The following is a 14,491-nucleotide window of genomic DNA, read 5'->3' on the forward strand; positions in this document are numbered from 1 at the left end:
AGGTATCCTGCTGCCAGAATATCTGTACAGCAAACAGCCTTAGCCCCTGCAAATTCAGGACTAAGGCTGTTTCGGCATCAATTGCCCCAGACTTAGGCTAGCCACATACTCTGGGCTGGCACGCTGGGTGCTTTTGCTTCTACCCGTCGACTGTTAACCGCGCGGACGTTTCCCGCCGAAATTTCCTGAGCGGTTTCCGCCACGGCTGCCAGCTCCGCCCGGTTTTCCGGATCTGCCAGCGCCGCCAGCTTTCCCCGCATCACCCGATTTCCCTGCCTTGCGGGCAGCGATCGCTTCTGCGCGGCGGCGATTTTTTTCGTATTTGGTCTGCAGCTCTTCCAGCTCGCGAGCCAGCTTTTTCTTGTAGCCCGGCTTTACCTTTGTCTTCTTTTTGATGGCTTCGCGGACCGGAGCGATCTGCTTGTCCTTTTCCTTCGCTTCTTCCTTTGCCTTCTGCTCGCGCAGTTCAATAAAATACGCTTCACGTTCTTTGGCGCGCTCGCGGCGTCCCGCGTCGAGATGGCGTCCGACTACCAGCAGCCTTTCCTCGATCGACGCCTTTGTCGCTTTTGCAAACCGGATCATCATGCTTTTCTGGCGAGGAGAGACGAGCGAAATCGCCTTCCCTTTTTGTCCGGCCCGTCCCGTCCGTCCGACGCGGTGGATGTAGCTCTCCACGTCATTTGGCAGGTCGTAGTTGATCACATGAGTGACGCCTTCCACATCCAGCCCGCGCGCCGCGATGTCGGTAGCCACGAGAAACTGGAATTTGATATCGCGGAACTGCTTCATTAGCTGTTCCCGCTTGTTTTGCGACAAGTCTCCATACAGCGCGCTTGCCGAAAATCCGTTTTCCTGAAGCCGCGCAGTCAATTGCTGCACGCGCACCTGGGTGTTGGCAAACACAATGCAAAGATATGGCTTTTCTTGCTCCAGCAGATCGACCAGCGCATCCGTCTTTTCAGTCTGGTTGACCACATAGTAAAACTGCTCAATGGATTCAACCGTCTTTTGCTTCGATTCGATCTTGATATGCGGCGGCTGCTTCATGAACTGCTGCGCCAGCTTTTTCACCAGATCGGGCATCGTGGCGGAGAAAAGAAGAATCTGACGCTGCTGCGGCGTGTTCACGATGACCTGCTCGACATCCTCGAGAAAGCCCATCTCCAGCATTTTGTCGGCCTCGTCCAGAACGAGCGTGGATATGCGGCCAAAGTGCAGGGAGCCCCGCTTCATATGGTCCAGTACCCGTCCCGGCGTTCCCACGACGATGTGAACCGTTTCTTTCAATTTGTTCAGCTGCTTTTCAATATCCGTGCCGCCGTGCAAAGAAAGAACGTTGACACCCATATGCTTGCCAAGCTTCTCAGCCTCTTTGGCGATCTGGATTGACAGCTCACGCGTCGGCGTAAGGATCACAGCCTGGATATCCTTCCTGCCCGCTTGCAGACGATTCAGGATCGGCAGCACAAAAGCCGCTGTTTTCCCCGTACCGGTCTGCGCTTGACCGATGACGTCCTTGCCCTCTGTTATCAATGGTATCGCTTCAGCCTGGATCGGCGTCGGTTCCTTGTAAAACGAATCCTGTATGCCTTGCATCAGTTCCGGGCGAAAGCCAAACGACGCAAATGTCTTTGTCATGATGCTCACTTCCTTTTCAAAGGAAGCCGCCCTCCCCCGTCTGTCGGCCATCCCTGCCTGACGAGCGGATAACGGCATCCGTCCTTCATTTTCAGCGACGAGCGCTGGTTCTGTCTCCCTATAGTATAGGAGTCTTTTCAAAAACACAACAAAACGGTCAGAATGCCCCTTTTTGGCTTCGCAAAAGGGATGAAACAGGCGGCTCGGCTGCATGCGTGCATGCTGCTTCGAACCGCCTGCATTTCCGGTTATTTCGCCAGCTCGTAAATCGCTTGAGCGTAGATAGCCGTCGCTTTGATCAAATCGTCTATGAGAATGTATTCATCCCGCTGATGCGCGCAGTCGGGACGGCCGGGGAAAAGCGGGCCAAAGGCAACGCCTACGTCCAGCGAACGGCCGTAAGTAGCGCCGCCAATCGCGATAATTCCCGCTTCCAGTCCGGTCTGCTCCGTGTAAACCCGCTGCAAAGTCGTCACCAGTGGATGATTCGGGTCTACCCGGTGAGGGCGCAAATGCTCGACCACCTCGAACACGAATGCAGCCTGGGCAATCCGCTCCTTGAAAATGGCGCTCCACTTTTCAAACGGCAAGGAGTGAGGATAGCGAATGTTGAGCTGGAACAGGGCATCGCCATCTGCCTCATACTGAATTACGCCTGTATTCAGCGTGAGCGGTCCCATCTCCTCGTCATGATGAGAGATGCCGAGCGCTTCGCCGTAATGCTGCCGATACAGGTACTGCTCGGTGAAGCGGACGAATTGATCCGCTCGGGCATCCAGCGTCAGTGTTCCCAAAAAATGAATCAGCTCGGTGCCTGCATTGACGCCCTTGCCAGGGTCCATTCCGTGGACGGAGACGCCTTCCATATGGAGCAGCACATGCCCATTTGAGCATTCGGCCTTGCCCTTCATGCCCGAATCGTTCAAATACGCCTCGTATGCTTGAATCAATTCCTCGGCTCCCATGCCCATCGGCAACAATCTGGCCTCCGCTTTGTCCGGCACCATGTTCATCCTTCTGCCAGAGGCAAGCTCCAGAAGCTGAGCTGCCGGGCTGTCGGCCGACGGGAGCTGCTGCCCGAGGAACGCTTCATGCGTTTGCAAAACAGTCAGGTCTGTCAGTCCCTTTTCCGCATATATCAAAGGAAAATCGGCATCCGGCGTGAAGCCCATGGTCGGCATCTCTTCGGTTTCAAAGTACGTTTTGACACACTGCCAACCAGACTCTTCGTCCGTTCCAAAAATGAGTCTGACCCGTTTGGACAGCGGCAGACCGGATTCCTTGACCAGCTTCGCCGCAAAAATCGCCGCAATCGTCGGTCCTTTGTCGTCAATCGCTCCGCGGGCGACGATCTTCCCGTCCACAATTTCCGCAGCGTATGGCGGCGAAGTCCAGCCGTCCCCTTCTGGAACGACATCCACGTGGCTGAGCACGCCGATCAATTCGCTGCCCTGGCCAAACTCCGCATGACCGGCATAGCCGCCGACATCCTTTACCGTCATTCCTGCCTGCTTGCACTGTTCAAGCACAAAGTCCAGCGCTTCACGGATGCCTTCGCCGAAAGGAGCCCCTTCCCGTGCTGTGGATGGGTCCAGCAAGCTTTTGATCCGCAAAAATCCCTGCGTCGTGGAAATCAGGTCGTCTTTTCGCTTTTCAACTTCCTGCAGCCAGTTCATCGTCGTCATGTAGATGTTTCTTCCCTTCTTTGGTCTTCATGCCTTCTCCCGTTTCCTCATCGTCCACGTCCAAATCAAGCTCCACAAGTGAAATCAGCGATTCCATCGCTACTTCCTTGGCGGTGAACTCCACCTGGGCCTCCTTGATTTCCTCGCGGATATTGTTCATCTCGCTGTCCAGCTTGGATGACGCCTTGGCGGCTTCAATCAAGCGCTGTCGGATCGCGGAGGGAATGATTCCTTCGTATTTGTAGTTGAGAGAGTGTTCGATCGTCGCCCAGAAATTCATGTTCAGTGTGCGAATCTGGATTTCCACAGGGATGACCGCCTGCCCCCGGGCTGTCATCAGCTCGTACGCTACGGCCAGATGATAGCCTCTGTACCCGCTCTCCTTTGGCCTGGACACGTAGTCCTTCTCCAAATAAATCCGCATGTCTTTGCGGCGCCGGATCATTTCCACCACAGCTGGAATATCGTCAATGAACTGGCAGATGATCCGGATTCCTGCTATATCCCGGAGCTCCCAGCAAATATTTTCATCGATTTGAAATTGAAGGCGATTTGCCTTGTTGTATATACTCGGGACCGACTTCACCCGACCGGTGACGAACTCGATAGGAGAGTGCTCTTTTCGCTTCCGCAGCTCGTTGCGGATGTTTTTCAGCTTAACCTTGATCTCTTCCACGGCTTGTTCGAACGGTAGCAGGTATAGTTCCCAGTCTAGTTTCTGCATGCTAGTTCCCTCCGACCCGAAACTCCATCGTCCTTATGATTCAACATTTTGCTAGAGATATCCTCCCCTGAATGAGAAAAGAGACCGCAGCGGGTCTCTTAATTTTTCGCATCCAACCGGAAGGCTGCCAGCGATTCTCGTAGTCTGTCGGCAAGTGCAGAGAGCTGATCGGCTGAAGCCGCGATCATTTCCATGGCTGCGCTCTGCTCTTCCACCGCTGCGGAGATGCTCTGGACACCGGCAGCCGCTTCTGTCGAGGCAGCGGATACTTCCTGTGCGACTGCAACGACTTGCTGGGCCTCTGGAGCGATCCTGGCAAAAGCCTGCCGAACCCCCTCCATTTCGGAGGAGACTCTGCGGATATTCTCTTCGATTCGCTGAAACAGCTCGCCGGACTGACGGGCTGTACGGGAACCGTCCTTGACGGTGCGCGTGCCTTCGGCCATTTTCTCCACAGCGGCAGTCGTGCTCGCCTGGACGTCGCTGATCATGGCGACAATTTGCTGGGCGGCTTCATTCGTACCTTCTGCCAGCTTGCGAACCTCATTGGCCACGACGGCGAATCCCTTGCCGTGCTCGCCTGCCCTCGCTGCTTCGATGCTGGCATTGAGCGCGAGCAGATTTGTCTGACGGGCGATCTCCGTAATCGCTGCGATGATTTTGGAAATCTCCCGTGAGCGCAGCTCGAGTCCGTGAATGACTTGTGTCGTCGCTTCCACAGCTCTGTTAATCTGATCCATGCTGCTGACGACAGCCTCGATGGCCTGCCGCCCTTCCTCTGCGTGAATTCTCATCTCCCTGGAGGAGATCGCCACCTGCTCGACGTGTCCCGTTACGCCCGAGACCGTTGCCGTCAAATCCTCTGCCAAGTGCAACGTGCGCGCCAGCTTGTCGACCTGTCGATCTGCAGATGCTGCCACATGGTCGACGACCTGCACAATTTGCCCGCTGGATGAGGAAATTTCCCCCGTATTTCCGTGGATCTCCCGTACCGACTCCGCAACCGAATGAGAGGCGTGCCGGACCTGGATCAAAATGTCGCTCAGCTGATCCCGCATGGCAAACAGCGATCGCGCCAGCTCTCCCAATTCGTCCTTTCGCTTCAAAAGAGCAGGCGGAACAGCACAGGTAAAGTCGCCCTGCCCGATCCTTCTGGCTACCAGCAGCATTCCGGCAAAAGAGCGGCGCAGCCAGGCAGCGGTGACAGACGCAATAACCACCACCAATATCAGGACGATTCCGTTGAACAGCAAAATGGCATTGCGGATACTGTTCGGTCCGGCCATAATTTCCGTCATGTCCATTTCCGCCAGGATCGCCCAGGTCAGCTTGCCCACCTTCACCTGATCGTACGATACCAGCACTTCCTCTCCGCGATAGTCTGTCGACTGCACGGTAGCAGCGGTCTGATTGGAAAACAACACCTGATCGGCAATCTCCGTGTCGACCTTCACCTGCAACAGAGTTGGCTCCCCGCCGCCAAGATCAGTCCGCATCAGTTTGTCTTGTCCGATCAAATACACCTTCCCAGTGGCGCCGAGTCCCTCTCTTCTGTTCAGTTGCCGGGATATGTAATCGAGCGGGACTTCTGCCGCCAATTGTCCGATGACGGTGCCGTGATCAAAGATCGGGACTGCCATGAAGATGGCCGGAGCGCCGCCAGACGGTTCATACCGGCTGACATCTGACAGTTCAAGGCTCAAGCCTTTGAATGCCTTTGCCACCGTCTGCCCCAATGTCGTACCACTATATGGCCCACTGAGGAGATTCGTGCCAAAATCAGCCTGCGGTTTTGTCTCAAAGACGACTTCTCCTTTGTCATTCAGCAAATACGCATTGGCGAAGCCGTATCTCGCCACTTCCATCTTCAACTCCTTGCCCCGCGCTTCCTCTACCTCCTGATAAACGGGGGCTTCCCTGCCCTGTTTCCATACGGCTTCAAAAGCAGGCAAGGCATCAATCACCGAGCCGGATGCAGCCAGTGTCTCCAGGTTCTTGGATCGCTCGCGAAAATAGTTTTCCACCTGTTCCTTGTTGCTGTTGCGAAGCGCCTCCAGTGTGGCTGCGCTCCCCTCCAACAGCTCCTGCTTCGTTTGCGAATAGGCAAATACACCCGCAGCTGTCAGCGGCACAATTCCTGCCAACAGCAAGGCAATCAACATCCGAGCCCCCAGTTTCATAGAGTTGCCCCCTTGTCTCTCTTGTTCTCCGGTAGATATTTTCAAATTTTATGACTAGTAAGAACATAGTACCAGAAAACATGTCACAGAGGCATACCATTTTTCCTAAATAAGGGATCGGCAAGCAAGGAATGCAACCGGAGAAAGCAGCAAAAAATGCCAGCCGCTCCGTAAACCCGAGGCAACTGGCATCTACTCTTTTCCTCTTTCAGACAATCGATACGTTCCCGGCAGCTCTTCAAAACTCGAATTCCAGCGTCTTTAGCCTGGAGTCGTATTGGAACCCCAATTTTTCTCCCAACCGGATGGACGCCTCATTCGTTTCCATTGTCGCCCAATGCGGGGTAAGCCCGAATTGCAGGCAGTGCTCCAAATACAAGACGCATGCTGCTGTCGCCAGCCCTTGGCTTCTCTCTTCTTCCCTGTACGTTTCCACATTGATCTCGTGGTGCTTGCCGTATACACAGCAGGAGAAACACGCGCTGACGACCTCGTCGCCCTTCATGATGCAATACCCGAGACCCTGTTTCAGAAAATCGTCGACCGAGTACCAGAATTCCGCAATCGCGTTCGACAGGTACTCGTCCCGATCTCTTTCGATCACCGCAGCGTCTATTTTCCTCGCGCTATACCCGCCTGGCAATGGCTTGAAGCTGCTCTTCGCGACCAAAAAGCGATCGGGATGAAACGTGAAGTAGCATTCAAAATCCGGCTCGTAGTCTCTGTGTGAGATTGCTTCTTCAATGGCTTTTTCCCACGCTTCATCGCTCAATACCGCGATGAAATAGGTGCCTCCGCACGATTCGTAGGTGTCGATTTTCAGCTTTGTGTCGATAAACTCCCGGAGAGGGGCAGTAAATTTCTGATTGTGCGGATCGCCGATGAATAAGGAGCTGATTCCCGTGACATCGACCAGCGCCGTTTTCGGCTGGCTCAGGTCGTCAACATAAATCGTCCCTCTGTTTACGCCATCGATAATTGCATGTACCGTTCTGTTGTAGATCTGCTCCGTTGCCGGGAGCAGGCTCCTGACCTTGCGATGATCCTGCCGGTCCAGTTTGAAAATCACTCGTCCAGGCTCCTTTCTTGCCGATGCTCGGCTTTTCTTTTCGTCTAAAGGGCATGCAGGCACCCCCCGTCTGTTCTTTGTTCATGAATGTCCCGGCCCTTCAAGTGCTTCAACAGAATCCTCATGGATGCTTGAACGACTCGCTTCGGTACGGGGATAGGCAGGGGAGCAGAGCGTTTGCGCCAGTGCTCCCCTCTGATAATCGGGTCATAATCAATCCTTCTTTCATCGGGGGATTCGAGAATTTCAGCCAAAATCATGCGAGCCCGGTGCAGGCGGGATTTTACCGTTCCTGCCGGGACACCTACAAGCTCAGCGATTTGTTTGACGGGCAGATCCTTGAAGTAATGAAGCTGGACGACAACGCGCAGATCGTTATCCAATCCGGCGACGGCCTCCTTCAATGCAACCGTTTCTTGCAGACCAACCACGGTTTCACCGCAAAATCCCGACTGGATGATCCGCATCCGTTTTTGCATGCGCAGCAATTGTATGCATTCGCGAATCAGAATCCGAAACAGCCACCTTTTGAAATATGCAGGCTCTTTCAAACTGCGAAGGGCACGATACGATTTGAGAATCGCTTCCTGTATCGCGTCAGCGCAATCCTCGTCGCGTTTGAGATACATTTTTGCCAGACCGTAAAGTCTCCGCTCATAGGCCACAACCAGCCTGCCGAAAGCATCTCTGTCGCCGTTTTTTGCAAGCAGGACATCCTGCAGCATGCTCGGTTCGCTGTTCACATGGGAAAGCCTCCTTTGTCCACAATTTCATCTACATGAGTCTAGACGCGCGAGTGAGCCAACCGGTTCACGAAAAAATGACTATTTTTCATGTTTTGACAATCCCGCTCAGCTGCAAGGCAAAAAAGAGCCGCCGGTTTCAGGTTGCACCGTTCTCTAAACCGCCGGCACGGATTGGACCATGCAAGCAGCAGAGAGCGGCACACCTCACACCCAACGACTCTTCTCTCTCGAAACTCTTTTTCTTTTGTTTACACAGCCGTTTCGCAAATCATGGCAATCTCATCGCACATAGGAAGTTTGGAGCAATTGATGCAGTCCTTCCATACTTTTTGCGGCAGCGTTTCCTTGGCGACGATATGAAAACCGCACTTTTCAAAGAATTCCTTCTGGTAGGTAAGAGCCAATGCCCGATTGATGCCAAGGTCCCGGCACTGATCAACCAAGTGAAGCACCAGCTGTTTGCCTACCCCCAATCCCTTTGCCCGCTCCGCGATGGCCAGAGAACGGATCTCCGCCAGATCCTCCCACAAAATATGCAGCCCCGCCACGCCGACTACCGATTCGCCGTCGTGAGCGACAACAAACGACTGCAAATGTTCACAAACCGATAATTTTGTCCTCGGGAGCATCAGTCCTTGTTGTGCATATTGATTAATAATCTCCAGCATCTGATCTACGTCTTTCATCGTTGCCTTTCGCACCGCTATCGCTTTGGTGACAACCATTTTACTCTCCCCCACTCCATGCTCTCACAGTCATCTATGGCATAATAAATATTCATTATGATATATAAATATACATCCGGTATCGTGAGAAGTCTATCCTTTTTTCGCCCCTCTTTTTTGTTTTTTCGACGATCAGGAATTTTTTTGCAGGAATTAGTTGTGCTATAATCTTCTATAACCAAAAAGGAGGTGTCTTCCTTTTGACGACACGCAGAGAACGAAAGAAGCGGGAAACGCGCGAAAAAATCTTTAATGCCGCTATCAAACTATTTAAACAGCACGGGTTTGAAGCCACCACGATTGACATGATTTCTGAAGAAGCGGATGTTGCCCGCGGAACCATTTTTCTTCATTTCACGTCAAAGGAAGCAATCCTCGCCAACTGGGGATATGAGCGGTTGCATGAAATCGAGGAACGCCGGGAAGAGTGGGATTACGGGGATAGCTGCAAGCAAAAAGTACTTCGCATCTACAAAATCATGAATGAGGTCAATATCCAAAACTACGACTTCATCAAAGTGCTGGTAGAGTCCTCCATGAAGCACAGAAAGATTCTGGAGAACGAAAAAAACGTCTATTATGAGCTGCGCCAGTTGTTTGCCGATCTGATCGAGGAAGCGCAGGAAAAAGGCCGGCTGAAAACGCGCTTCAATCCGTTGGTGGCAGCCAACATGCTGGAGAATATTTACTACAATGCGCTTTACGATTGGGTACGCAACGAAGGTGCCTGGGCGTTGGAAGAAATCATGGAAGAGAAGGTCTCGATTGTTTTTGAAGGCCTGGACGCAGAATAACATCTGACGTCCGGACCTTCTCTCATACTGGCGGCATTGACAGCTGCCCCCGTTCCCCCATACACAGGTCAAGTTCCCCCTATCGTTTCCACAATTCTGCACCTCACCATCAGCCCCGGTCCATTTCCCTTTTCCTGTGTCGAATAAAAAGGAGCTCCCACCTGCTCAAGCTGTATCTGTGTCATGCCTTTTCCCTCGTCTTTAATGGAAACAACCACATCCCTGTCCTGCCGTTTCGCTCCTATTTCCAAAATTCCGCCATTCCGCCATGCTGCATCGCTTCCATGCCGTTTTTCAACAGATTCATACGGACCTGTCCCACCATATGCTTTGTACAGCCAGGCAGGCACCATAATGATAAGCAACTGGAACAGGATGTTTTTACAATCAGCATGATACTCTCGGCTCTTCACAATTGTCTGACTCTTCCCTGAAAAATAGTCTGTCGGTACAAACGGAAAGGGAAGTTTTTGAAAACGCACATTGGATCGAGGTTTTCCTTGCGGAGACTGGGACATTTCCCTATGATGATGAAGATAGCCTGTTTTTGACCTTGGAGGTAACATACACAAATGCGAAATGGTATCAAACGTGAAGATATTGAACTTTTGGCGCCCGCAGGAAACTGGGAGTGTCTGAAGGCTGCAGTCGCCAACGGAGCAAACGCCGTCTTTTTCGGTGTGGAGAAGTTTAACGCACGGGCAAGAGCCGAAAATTTCCAGATGGCGGAACTGCCGGAGATTATGGCTTTTTTGCACATGTATGGAGTCAAGGGCTTCTTGACCTTTAACATTCTCGTTTTTGAAGATGAAATGAACGAAGCCCGCAAGCTGGTCGAGGCCTGTATTGACGCCGGCGTGGATGCGCTGATCGTCCAGGATCTGGGGCTGGTCAAGCTGATTCGTGAAATCTCCCCTGATTTTCCGATTCACGGGTCCACCCAGATGACGATCACCTCGCCGGAGGCAGTCGAATTCACGAAGCCGTTCTCGATCGAGCGCGTCGTCCTGGGACGGGAAAACTCATTGAAGGAAATCAAAGTCATCGGCGAAAAAGCGAAGCTGCCGATGGAGGTATTTGTCCACGGCGCTCTCTGCGTATCGTACTCCGGTCAGTGCCTGACTTCGGAAATGTGGGGAGGCCGCTCCGCAAACCGCGGCGAGTGTGCGCAAGCCTGTCGTCTGCCGTACGATTTGATCGTCGACGGTGTTCAAAAAGAGATGGGCAATATCGCCTACCTGCTTTCACCAAAGGATTTGGCCGCGATCGAGCTGGTACCGGAGCTGATCGAAGCGGGCGTCACCTCGTTTAAAATCGAAGGCCGGCTGAAATCGCCTGAATACGTGGCCAATGTTGTGAGCAAATACCGCGCCGCCATCGACCGCTATTTTGCCGGACAGGACGCCTCTGTGAGCGAGCAGGACATCCGGGAGCTGCAGCAAAGCTTTTCCCGCGGCTTTACGCACGGCTTTTTGGAGGGAACCAACAACAAGACCCTGCTGGACGGCAGCTTCCCGAAAAGCCGCGGCGTCTTCCTCGGAACCGTCAAGAAGGTGCTCAAAAACGCTGTTCTCGTCGAGCTGTCTTCACCATTGAAGCGCGGCGACGGAATCGTATTTGACGCTGGTGATCCGACCCAGAAGGAAGAGGGCGGACGCGTGTACGATCTGCTCCAGCGCGGCAAAAAAGTAGAGGGCGAAGTAAACAGCGGGCTCTACGAGATCGTCATGGGACGAAACGACGTCAAGCTGCAGCGCATTCATGTCGGCGACCGCGTCTGGAAAACGAGCGATCCGGAGCTGGACAAACGTCTGCGCAAAACCTTTGAAACGGAAAAGCCGTACCGGACCTTCCCGCTCAGCGTACATGTGAGCGGCAAGCTCGGGGAAAAGCTGTCTGTCACGTGGGTGGACAAAATGGCGAACAACGCCGTCACGAGCCAATCGGAGATACCGCTGGAAGCAGCCGTAAAGCGCCCGTTGACTGCAGAGCTGCTGCTCGATCAGCTCGGACGCCTCGGCGGCACGATCTACCGCCTCGAAGCGGCAGATTTGACGGTAGCACTCGACGGCGAGGTAATCGTGCCTGTCAGCGAACTGAACCGGATGCGCCGGGAAGCTGTCGAACAGCTGCTCTTCCTGCGGACCAAGCCGCCCGTCTATCAAAAACGCACTGTTGACGCGTACGCAGATGTAAAAGAGCGCGGCCAAGTGGAAAAACCGAAGCTGACTGCTCTCTGCCGTTCGCTTGAGCAAGTGGAAGCCGCTGCTCAGACCGACGTCGATTTCCTGTACGCCGATTTTGAATTCGTCAAGCAGTACCCGGATGCGGTCAAACTGGCGCATCGCTATGGCAAAAAGATCGCAATCGCAACAATGCGCATCCACATGCCTGACGAGAACGGGGTCCTCGCCCTGATCGCCAGAAGCCAGCCTGATGCCATTCTTGTGCGAAATACGGGAGCGCTTCACTATTACATGGCCCGCAGACACGAGCTGGGTATTCCCTTGATCGGGGATTTTTCGCTCAATATCGCCAACCATAAGGCAGTCGAGCTGTTCCTGGATTGCGGGCTGGAGATGGTAACGCCTTCCTATGACCTGAACATCCAGCAGATGGTCGATCTCCTCGAAAACGCGGACGCGTCCAAGATGGAAGTGGTCATTCATCAGCATTTGCCGATGTTCCACACCGAGCACTGCGTATATTGCACGTTCCTCAGTCCCGGCACCGACCATACCAACTGCGGAACGCCTTGCGAAACCTCCCGCGTTTCGCTGCGCGACCGGGTCGGCTTCTCCCATCCGGTGCGTGTCGATACCGGCTGCCGCAATACCGTTTACAACGCCATCGACCAGTCTGGCGCCGAGTACTTGAGCGAATTTACCAAGCTGGGCGTAGGCAGCTACCGGATCGAATTTTTGGAGGAAGAGCCGGAGCGAGTGCAAGAAGTGATTCGCCTGTACCGCCAAGCGCTGCGCGGCGAAGTCAGCGGCTCCCACGTATGGCGCTCGCTGAAAGCGACCAACCAATTGGGTGTAACCCGCGGCCAGCTGATCAAATAAACCGGAAGTCCAATTGATGTATATCTCACGGAAATTGTGCGACGGACGCCCATTTCCGATACAGGGAGGAGAATAGCCCATGGCAGACCTGACTTTGCCAACGCAAGAAAACCTGGCTACGATCATCGAAGGCATCAAAGCGAAGCTGAACATGGCCAACACCGCCGTTATGCGGCCGGAGGATTTTGACCTCGAGCATTACGAAGACCTTTTGTACCTGTACAATATGGTTCAGAAGAAAGCGAGCTTCAGCATCAATGAAATGACTGCCATCGTCGAAGAGCTGGGCGGTATGCGCAAGCAGTCGTAAGCATATGTGTCCAAAGCGAAAGCGCCGTATCCGTTGGGGAGCGGCGCTTTTGTTGTGTACGGGCGACCGTTTTCGAACGGTGATTTCTGTGCTTCGTGAGAATCTTTTTTGATCCGTGTTGTCAGATTCCTTTTCTATGTCTGTCTTCTGGCATCTTCACGCTTCAGACATGGACGCTTTGCTCCAGTTCTCCCTCAGAGGAAGCAACTACGACTGCCGCAGAAGCGTCCCCGATGACGTTTACCGAGGTCCGGAACATGTCGAGAATCCGGTCCACCCCAGCGATCAGCGCCATTCCCTCCAGCGGCAGCCCGACGGAGGTCAGCACCATTGTCAGCATGATCAAGCCTGCCCCCGGCACTCCTGCCGTTCCGATCGACGCCAGCGTAGCCGTCAGGACGATCGTCAGCAGCTGGGCAAAAGACAGATCGATCCCGTAGAACTGGGCGACAAACAGGGCGCATACACCTTGGTACAGCGCCGTACCGTCCATGTTGATCGTCGCTCCGAGCGGCAGGACGAAGCTGCTTACCCGTTTGGAGACGCCCAGATTGCTTTCCACGTTTTGAATCGTGATGGGGAGTGTACCCGAGCTGCTGGAGGTGGAAAAAGCGATCATCCCGGCAGGAGCAATGCCTTTGAAAAACTGCAGCGGCTTCATCCCGGCAAAAAGCTTGACGCTCAGCGAATAGACAATCACGGCATGCAGCAAACAGCCGATCGCGACACCGAGAATGACTTTGGACAATGGCAGCAATACGGAGAGACCGTATTTCCCGACGATCGGCGCCACGAGTCCGAAAACGCCGATCGGAGCAAATCGCATGACGATGCCGGTAATCTTGTACATCACTTCGGCGAACTGCTCGAAAAACAGTTGAACGGTCCGCGCCTTCTCTCCTGCCAGCGAAATCCCGATACCGAGAAAAATCGCAAAGAAAATAATGGGCAGCATGTCGCCCTGTACAAGTGCGGCGAACGGATTGGTCGGGATGATGGCAAGCAGGGTGTCGATGATTCCCGGAGTCTCCTTGGCCTCTACCCTGGCCTCCTCCGGCTTCAGCTCCAGTCCCGCTCCGGGCGACATCAGGCTGGCGATGATCAAACCGAGGATCACAGCCAGAGCGGTCGTCACCAGGTAATAGGCAATGGTTTTGCCGCCCATCCTCCCCAGCTTTCTGACATCTCCCGTACTGGAAACACCTGTGACCAGTGAAGCCAACACGAGCGGAACGATAATGAACTTGATCAAACGCAAAAATAAATCTCCCAACGGCTTGACGGTCTCCGCGCTCGTGCCTGCGATGATCCCCACAATGATAGCGATTGCAAATGCGACCATGATCTGCGTGATCAGATTCCCACTCCACGCTTTTTTCATCCCAATCCCCCTCCCTTGATTTTGAAAGATAGGAATTCTTGCTACAAATCTATGCGAAGAGGCGGACAAATAGATCAGCATAGAGGAATTCCGGAGAGGGAGATCACTGAGGAGCCGGGGTCAGATAACCTTTCTTCAAAATAAAGAAGCCTATCGCTTTGATAGACTTCA

At 53.6% G+C, this 14,491-nt stretch carries 12 protein-coding genes; 3 read left to right on the forward strand and 9 right to left on the reverse strand.

Features of this window, described 5'->3' with window-relative positions; genetic code table 11:
* Positions 1–153 precede the first annotated feature (153 nt).
* The 7 genes from NSQ24_RS19490 to NSQ24_RS19520 all read right to left on the reverse strand — a co-directional run bounded on the left by NSQ24_RS19490 (position 154) and on the right by NSQ24_RS19520 (position 8,770).
* Positions 154–1,641 carry a DEAD/DEAH box helicase gene (locus NSQ24_RS19490; RefSeq protein WP_172920286.1) on the reverse strand — a complete coding sequence of 496 codons (1,488 nt, stop codon included), beginning with the start codon at positions 1,639–1,641 and terminating at the stop codon, positions 154–156.
* Between the two features lie 248 nt (positions 1,642–1,889).
* On the reverse strand, positions 1,890–3,326 hold the full coding sequence (gene pepV, locus NSQ24_RS19495; protein ID WP_003389021.1) for a dipeptidase PepV: 1,437 nt from the start codon (positions 3,324–3,326) through the stop codon (positions 1,890–1,892).
* Positions 3,295–4,050 carry a GTP pyrophosphokinase family protein gene (locus tag NSQ24_RS19500; RefSeq protein WP_003389020.1) on the reverse strand — a complete coding sequence of 252 codons (756 nt, stop codon included), beginning with the start codon at positions 4,048–4,050 and terminating at the stop codon, positions 3,295–3,297. The genes pepV and NSQ24_RS19500 overlap by 32 nt, the downstream gene beginning before the upstream one ends.
* Positions 4,051–4,148: 98 nt before the next feature.
* Entirely contained in the window at positions 4,149–6,230 is a 2,082-nt protein-coding gene (locus NSQ24_RS19505) for a methyl-accepting chemotaxis protein (RefSeq protein WP_003389019.1), read from the reverse strand.
* Positions 6,231–6,468: 238 nt separating this feature from the next.
* Positions 6,469–7,299, reverse strand: coding sequence for a GNAT family N-acetyltransferase (locus NSQ24_RS19510; protein WP_339166419.1), 831 nt, complete (start codon positions 7,297–7,299; stop codon positions 6,469–6,471).
* Between the two features lie 44 nt (positions 7,300–7,343).
* The gene (locus tag NSQ24_RS19515; RefSeq protein ID WP_003389017.1) at positions 7,344–8,042 is read right to left on the reverse strand and encodes a sigma-70 family RNA polymerase sigma factor; all 699 of its coding nucleotides are present in this window, start codon (positions 8,040–8,042) and stop codon (positions 7,344–7,346) included.
* 251 nt (positions 8,043–8,293) lie between these two features.
* Positions 8,294–8,770: an N-acetyltransferase gene (locus NSQ24_RS19520; RefSeq protein WP_003389016.1), complete on the reverse strand. Its 477-nt coding sequence runs from the start codon at positions 8,768–8,770 to the stop codon at positions 8,294–8,296.
* A 200-nt stretch (positions 8,771–8,970) separates the two neighbouring features.
* Between NSQ24_RS19520 and NSQ24_RS19525 the strand changes: the two genes are divergently transcribed.
* Positions 8,971–9,564, forward strand: coding sequence for a TetR/AcrR family transcriptional regulator (locus NSQ24_RS19525; RefSeq protein WP_003389015.1), 594 nt, complete (start codon positions 8,971–8,973; stop codon positions 9,562–9,564).
* Positions 9,565–9,632: 68 nt separating this feature from the next.
* Here NSQ24_RS19525 and NSQ24_RS19530 read toward each other — a convergent pair whose 3' ends face one another.
* The gene (locus tag NSQ24_RS19530) at positions 9,633–9,977 is read right to left on the reverse strand and encodes an ATP-binding protein (protein WP_339166421.1); all 345 of its coding nucleotides are present in this window, start codon (positions 9,975–9,977) and stop codon (positions 9,633–9,635) included.
* 159 nt (positions 9,978–10,136) lie between these two features.
* Here NSQ24_RS19530 and NSQ24_RS19535 point away from each other — a divergent pair, with 159 nt between their 5' ends.
* Positions 10,137–12,629 (forward strand): U32 family peptidase, encoded by a 2,493-nt coding sequence (locus NSQ24_RS19535; protein ID WP_003389013.1) that lies wholly within the window; start codon positions 10,137–10,139, stop codon positions 12,627–12,629.
* Positions 12,630–12,708: 79 nt separating this feature from the next.
* Positions 12,709–12,939: a DUF1128 domain-containing protein gene (locus NSQ24_RS19540; RefSeq protein WP_003389012.1), complete on the forward strand. Its 231-nt coding sequence runs from the start codon at positions 12,709–12,711 to the stop codon at positions 12,937–12,939.
* Between the two features lie 163 nt (positions 12,940–13,102).
* On the opposite strand, the gene NSQ24_RS19545 is transcribed toward NSQ24_RS19540, so the two are convergent.
* Positions 13,103–14,320: a dicarboxylate/amino acid:cation symporter gene (locus tag NSQ24_RS19545; protein ID WP_339166423.1), complete on the reverse strand. Its 1,218-nt coding sequence runs from the start codon at positions 14,318–14,320 to the stop codon at positions 13,103–13,105.
* Positions 14,321–14,491: the final 171 nt, after the last annotated feature.

This window comes from Brevibacillus sp. FSL L8-0520, assembly GCF_037963895.1.
Taxonomy (GTDB): Bacteria; Bacillota; Bacilli; order Brevibacillales; family Brevibacillaceae; genus Brevibacillus; species Brevibacillus borstelensis.

Excerpts from the sequence above, each read along its gene's own strand:
- NSQ24_RS19490 (WP_172920286.1), bottom strand. The coding sequence starts at position 1,641 with ATGACAAAGACATTTGCGTCGTTTGGCTTTCGCCCGGAACTGATGCAA.
- pepV (WP_003389021.1), bottom strand. The coding sequence starts at position 3,326 with ATGACGACGATGAACTGGCTGCAGGAAGTTGAAAAGCGAAAAGACGAC.
- NSQ24_RS19500 (WP_003389020.1), bottom strand. The coding sequence starts at position 4,050 with ATGCAGAAACTAGACTGGGAACTATACCTGCTACCGTTCGAACAAGCC.
- NSQ24_RS19505 (WP_003389019.1), bottom strand. The coding sequence starts at position 6,230 with ATGAAACTGGGGGCTCGGATGTTGATTGCCTTGCTGTTGGCAGGAATT.
- NSQ24_RS19520 (WP_003389016.1), bottom strand. The coding sequence starts at position 8,770 with ATGGTTGTCACCAAAGCGATAGCGGTGCGAAAGGCAACGATGAAAGAC.
- NSQ24_RS19535 (WP_003389013.1), top strand. The coding sequence starts at position 10,137 with ATGCGAAATGGTATCAAACGTGAAGATATTGAACTTTTGGCGCCCGCA.
- NSQ24_RS19540 (WP_003389012.1), top strand. The coding sequence starts at position 12,709 with ATGGCAGACCTGACTTTGCCAACGCAAGAAAACCTGGCTACGATCATC.
- NSQ24_RS19545 (WP_339166423.1), bottom strand. The coding sequence starts at position 14,320 with ATGAAAAAAGCGTGGAGTGGGAATCTGATCACGCAGATCATGGTCGCA.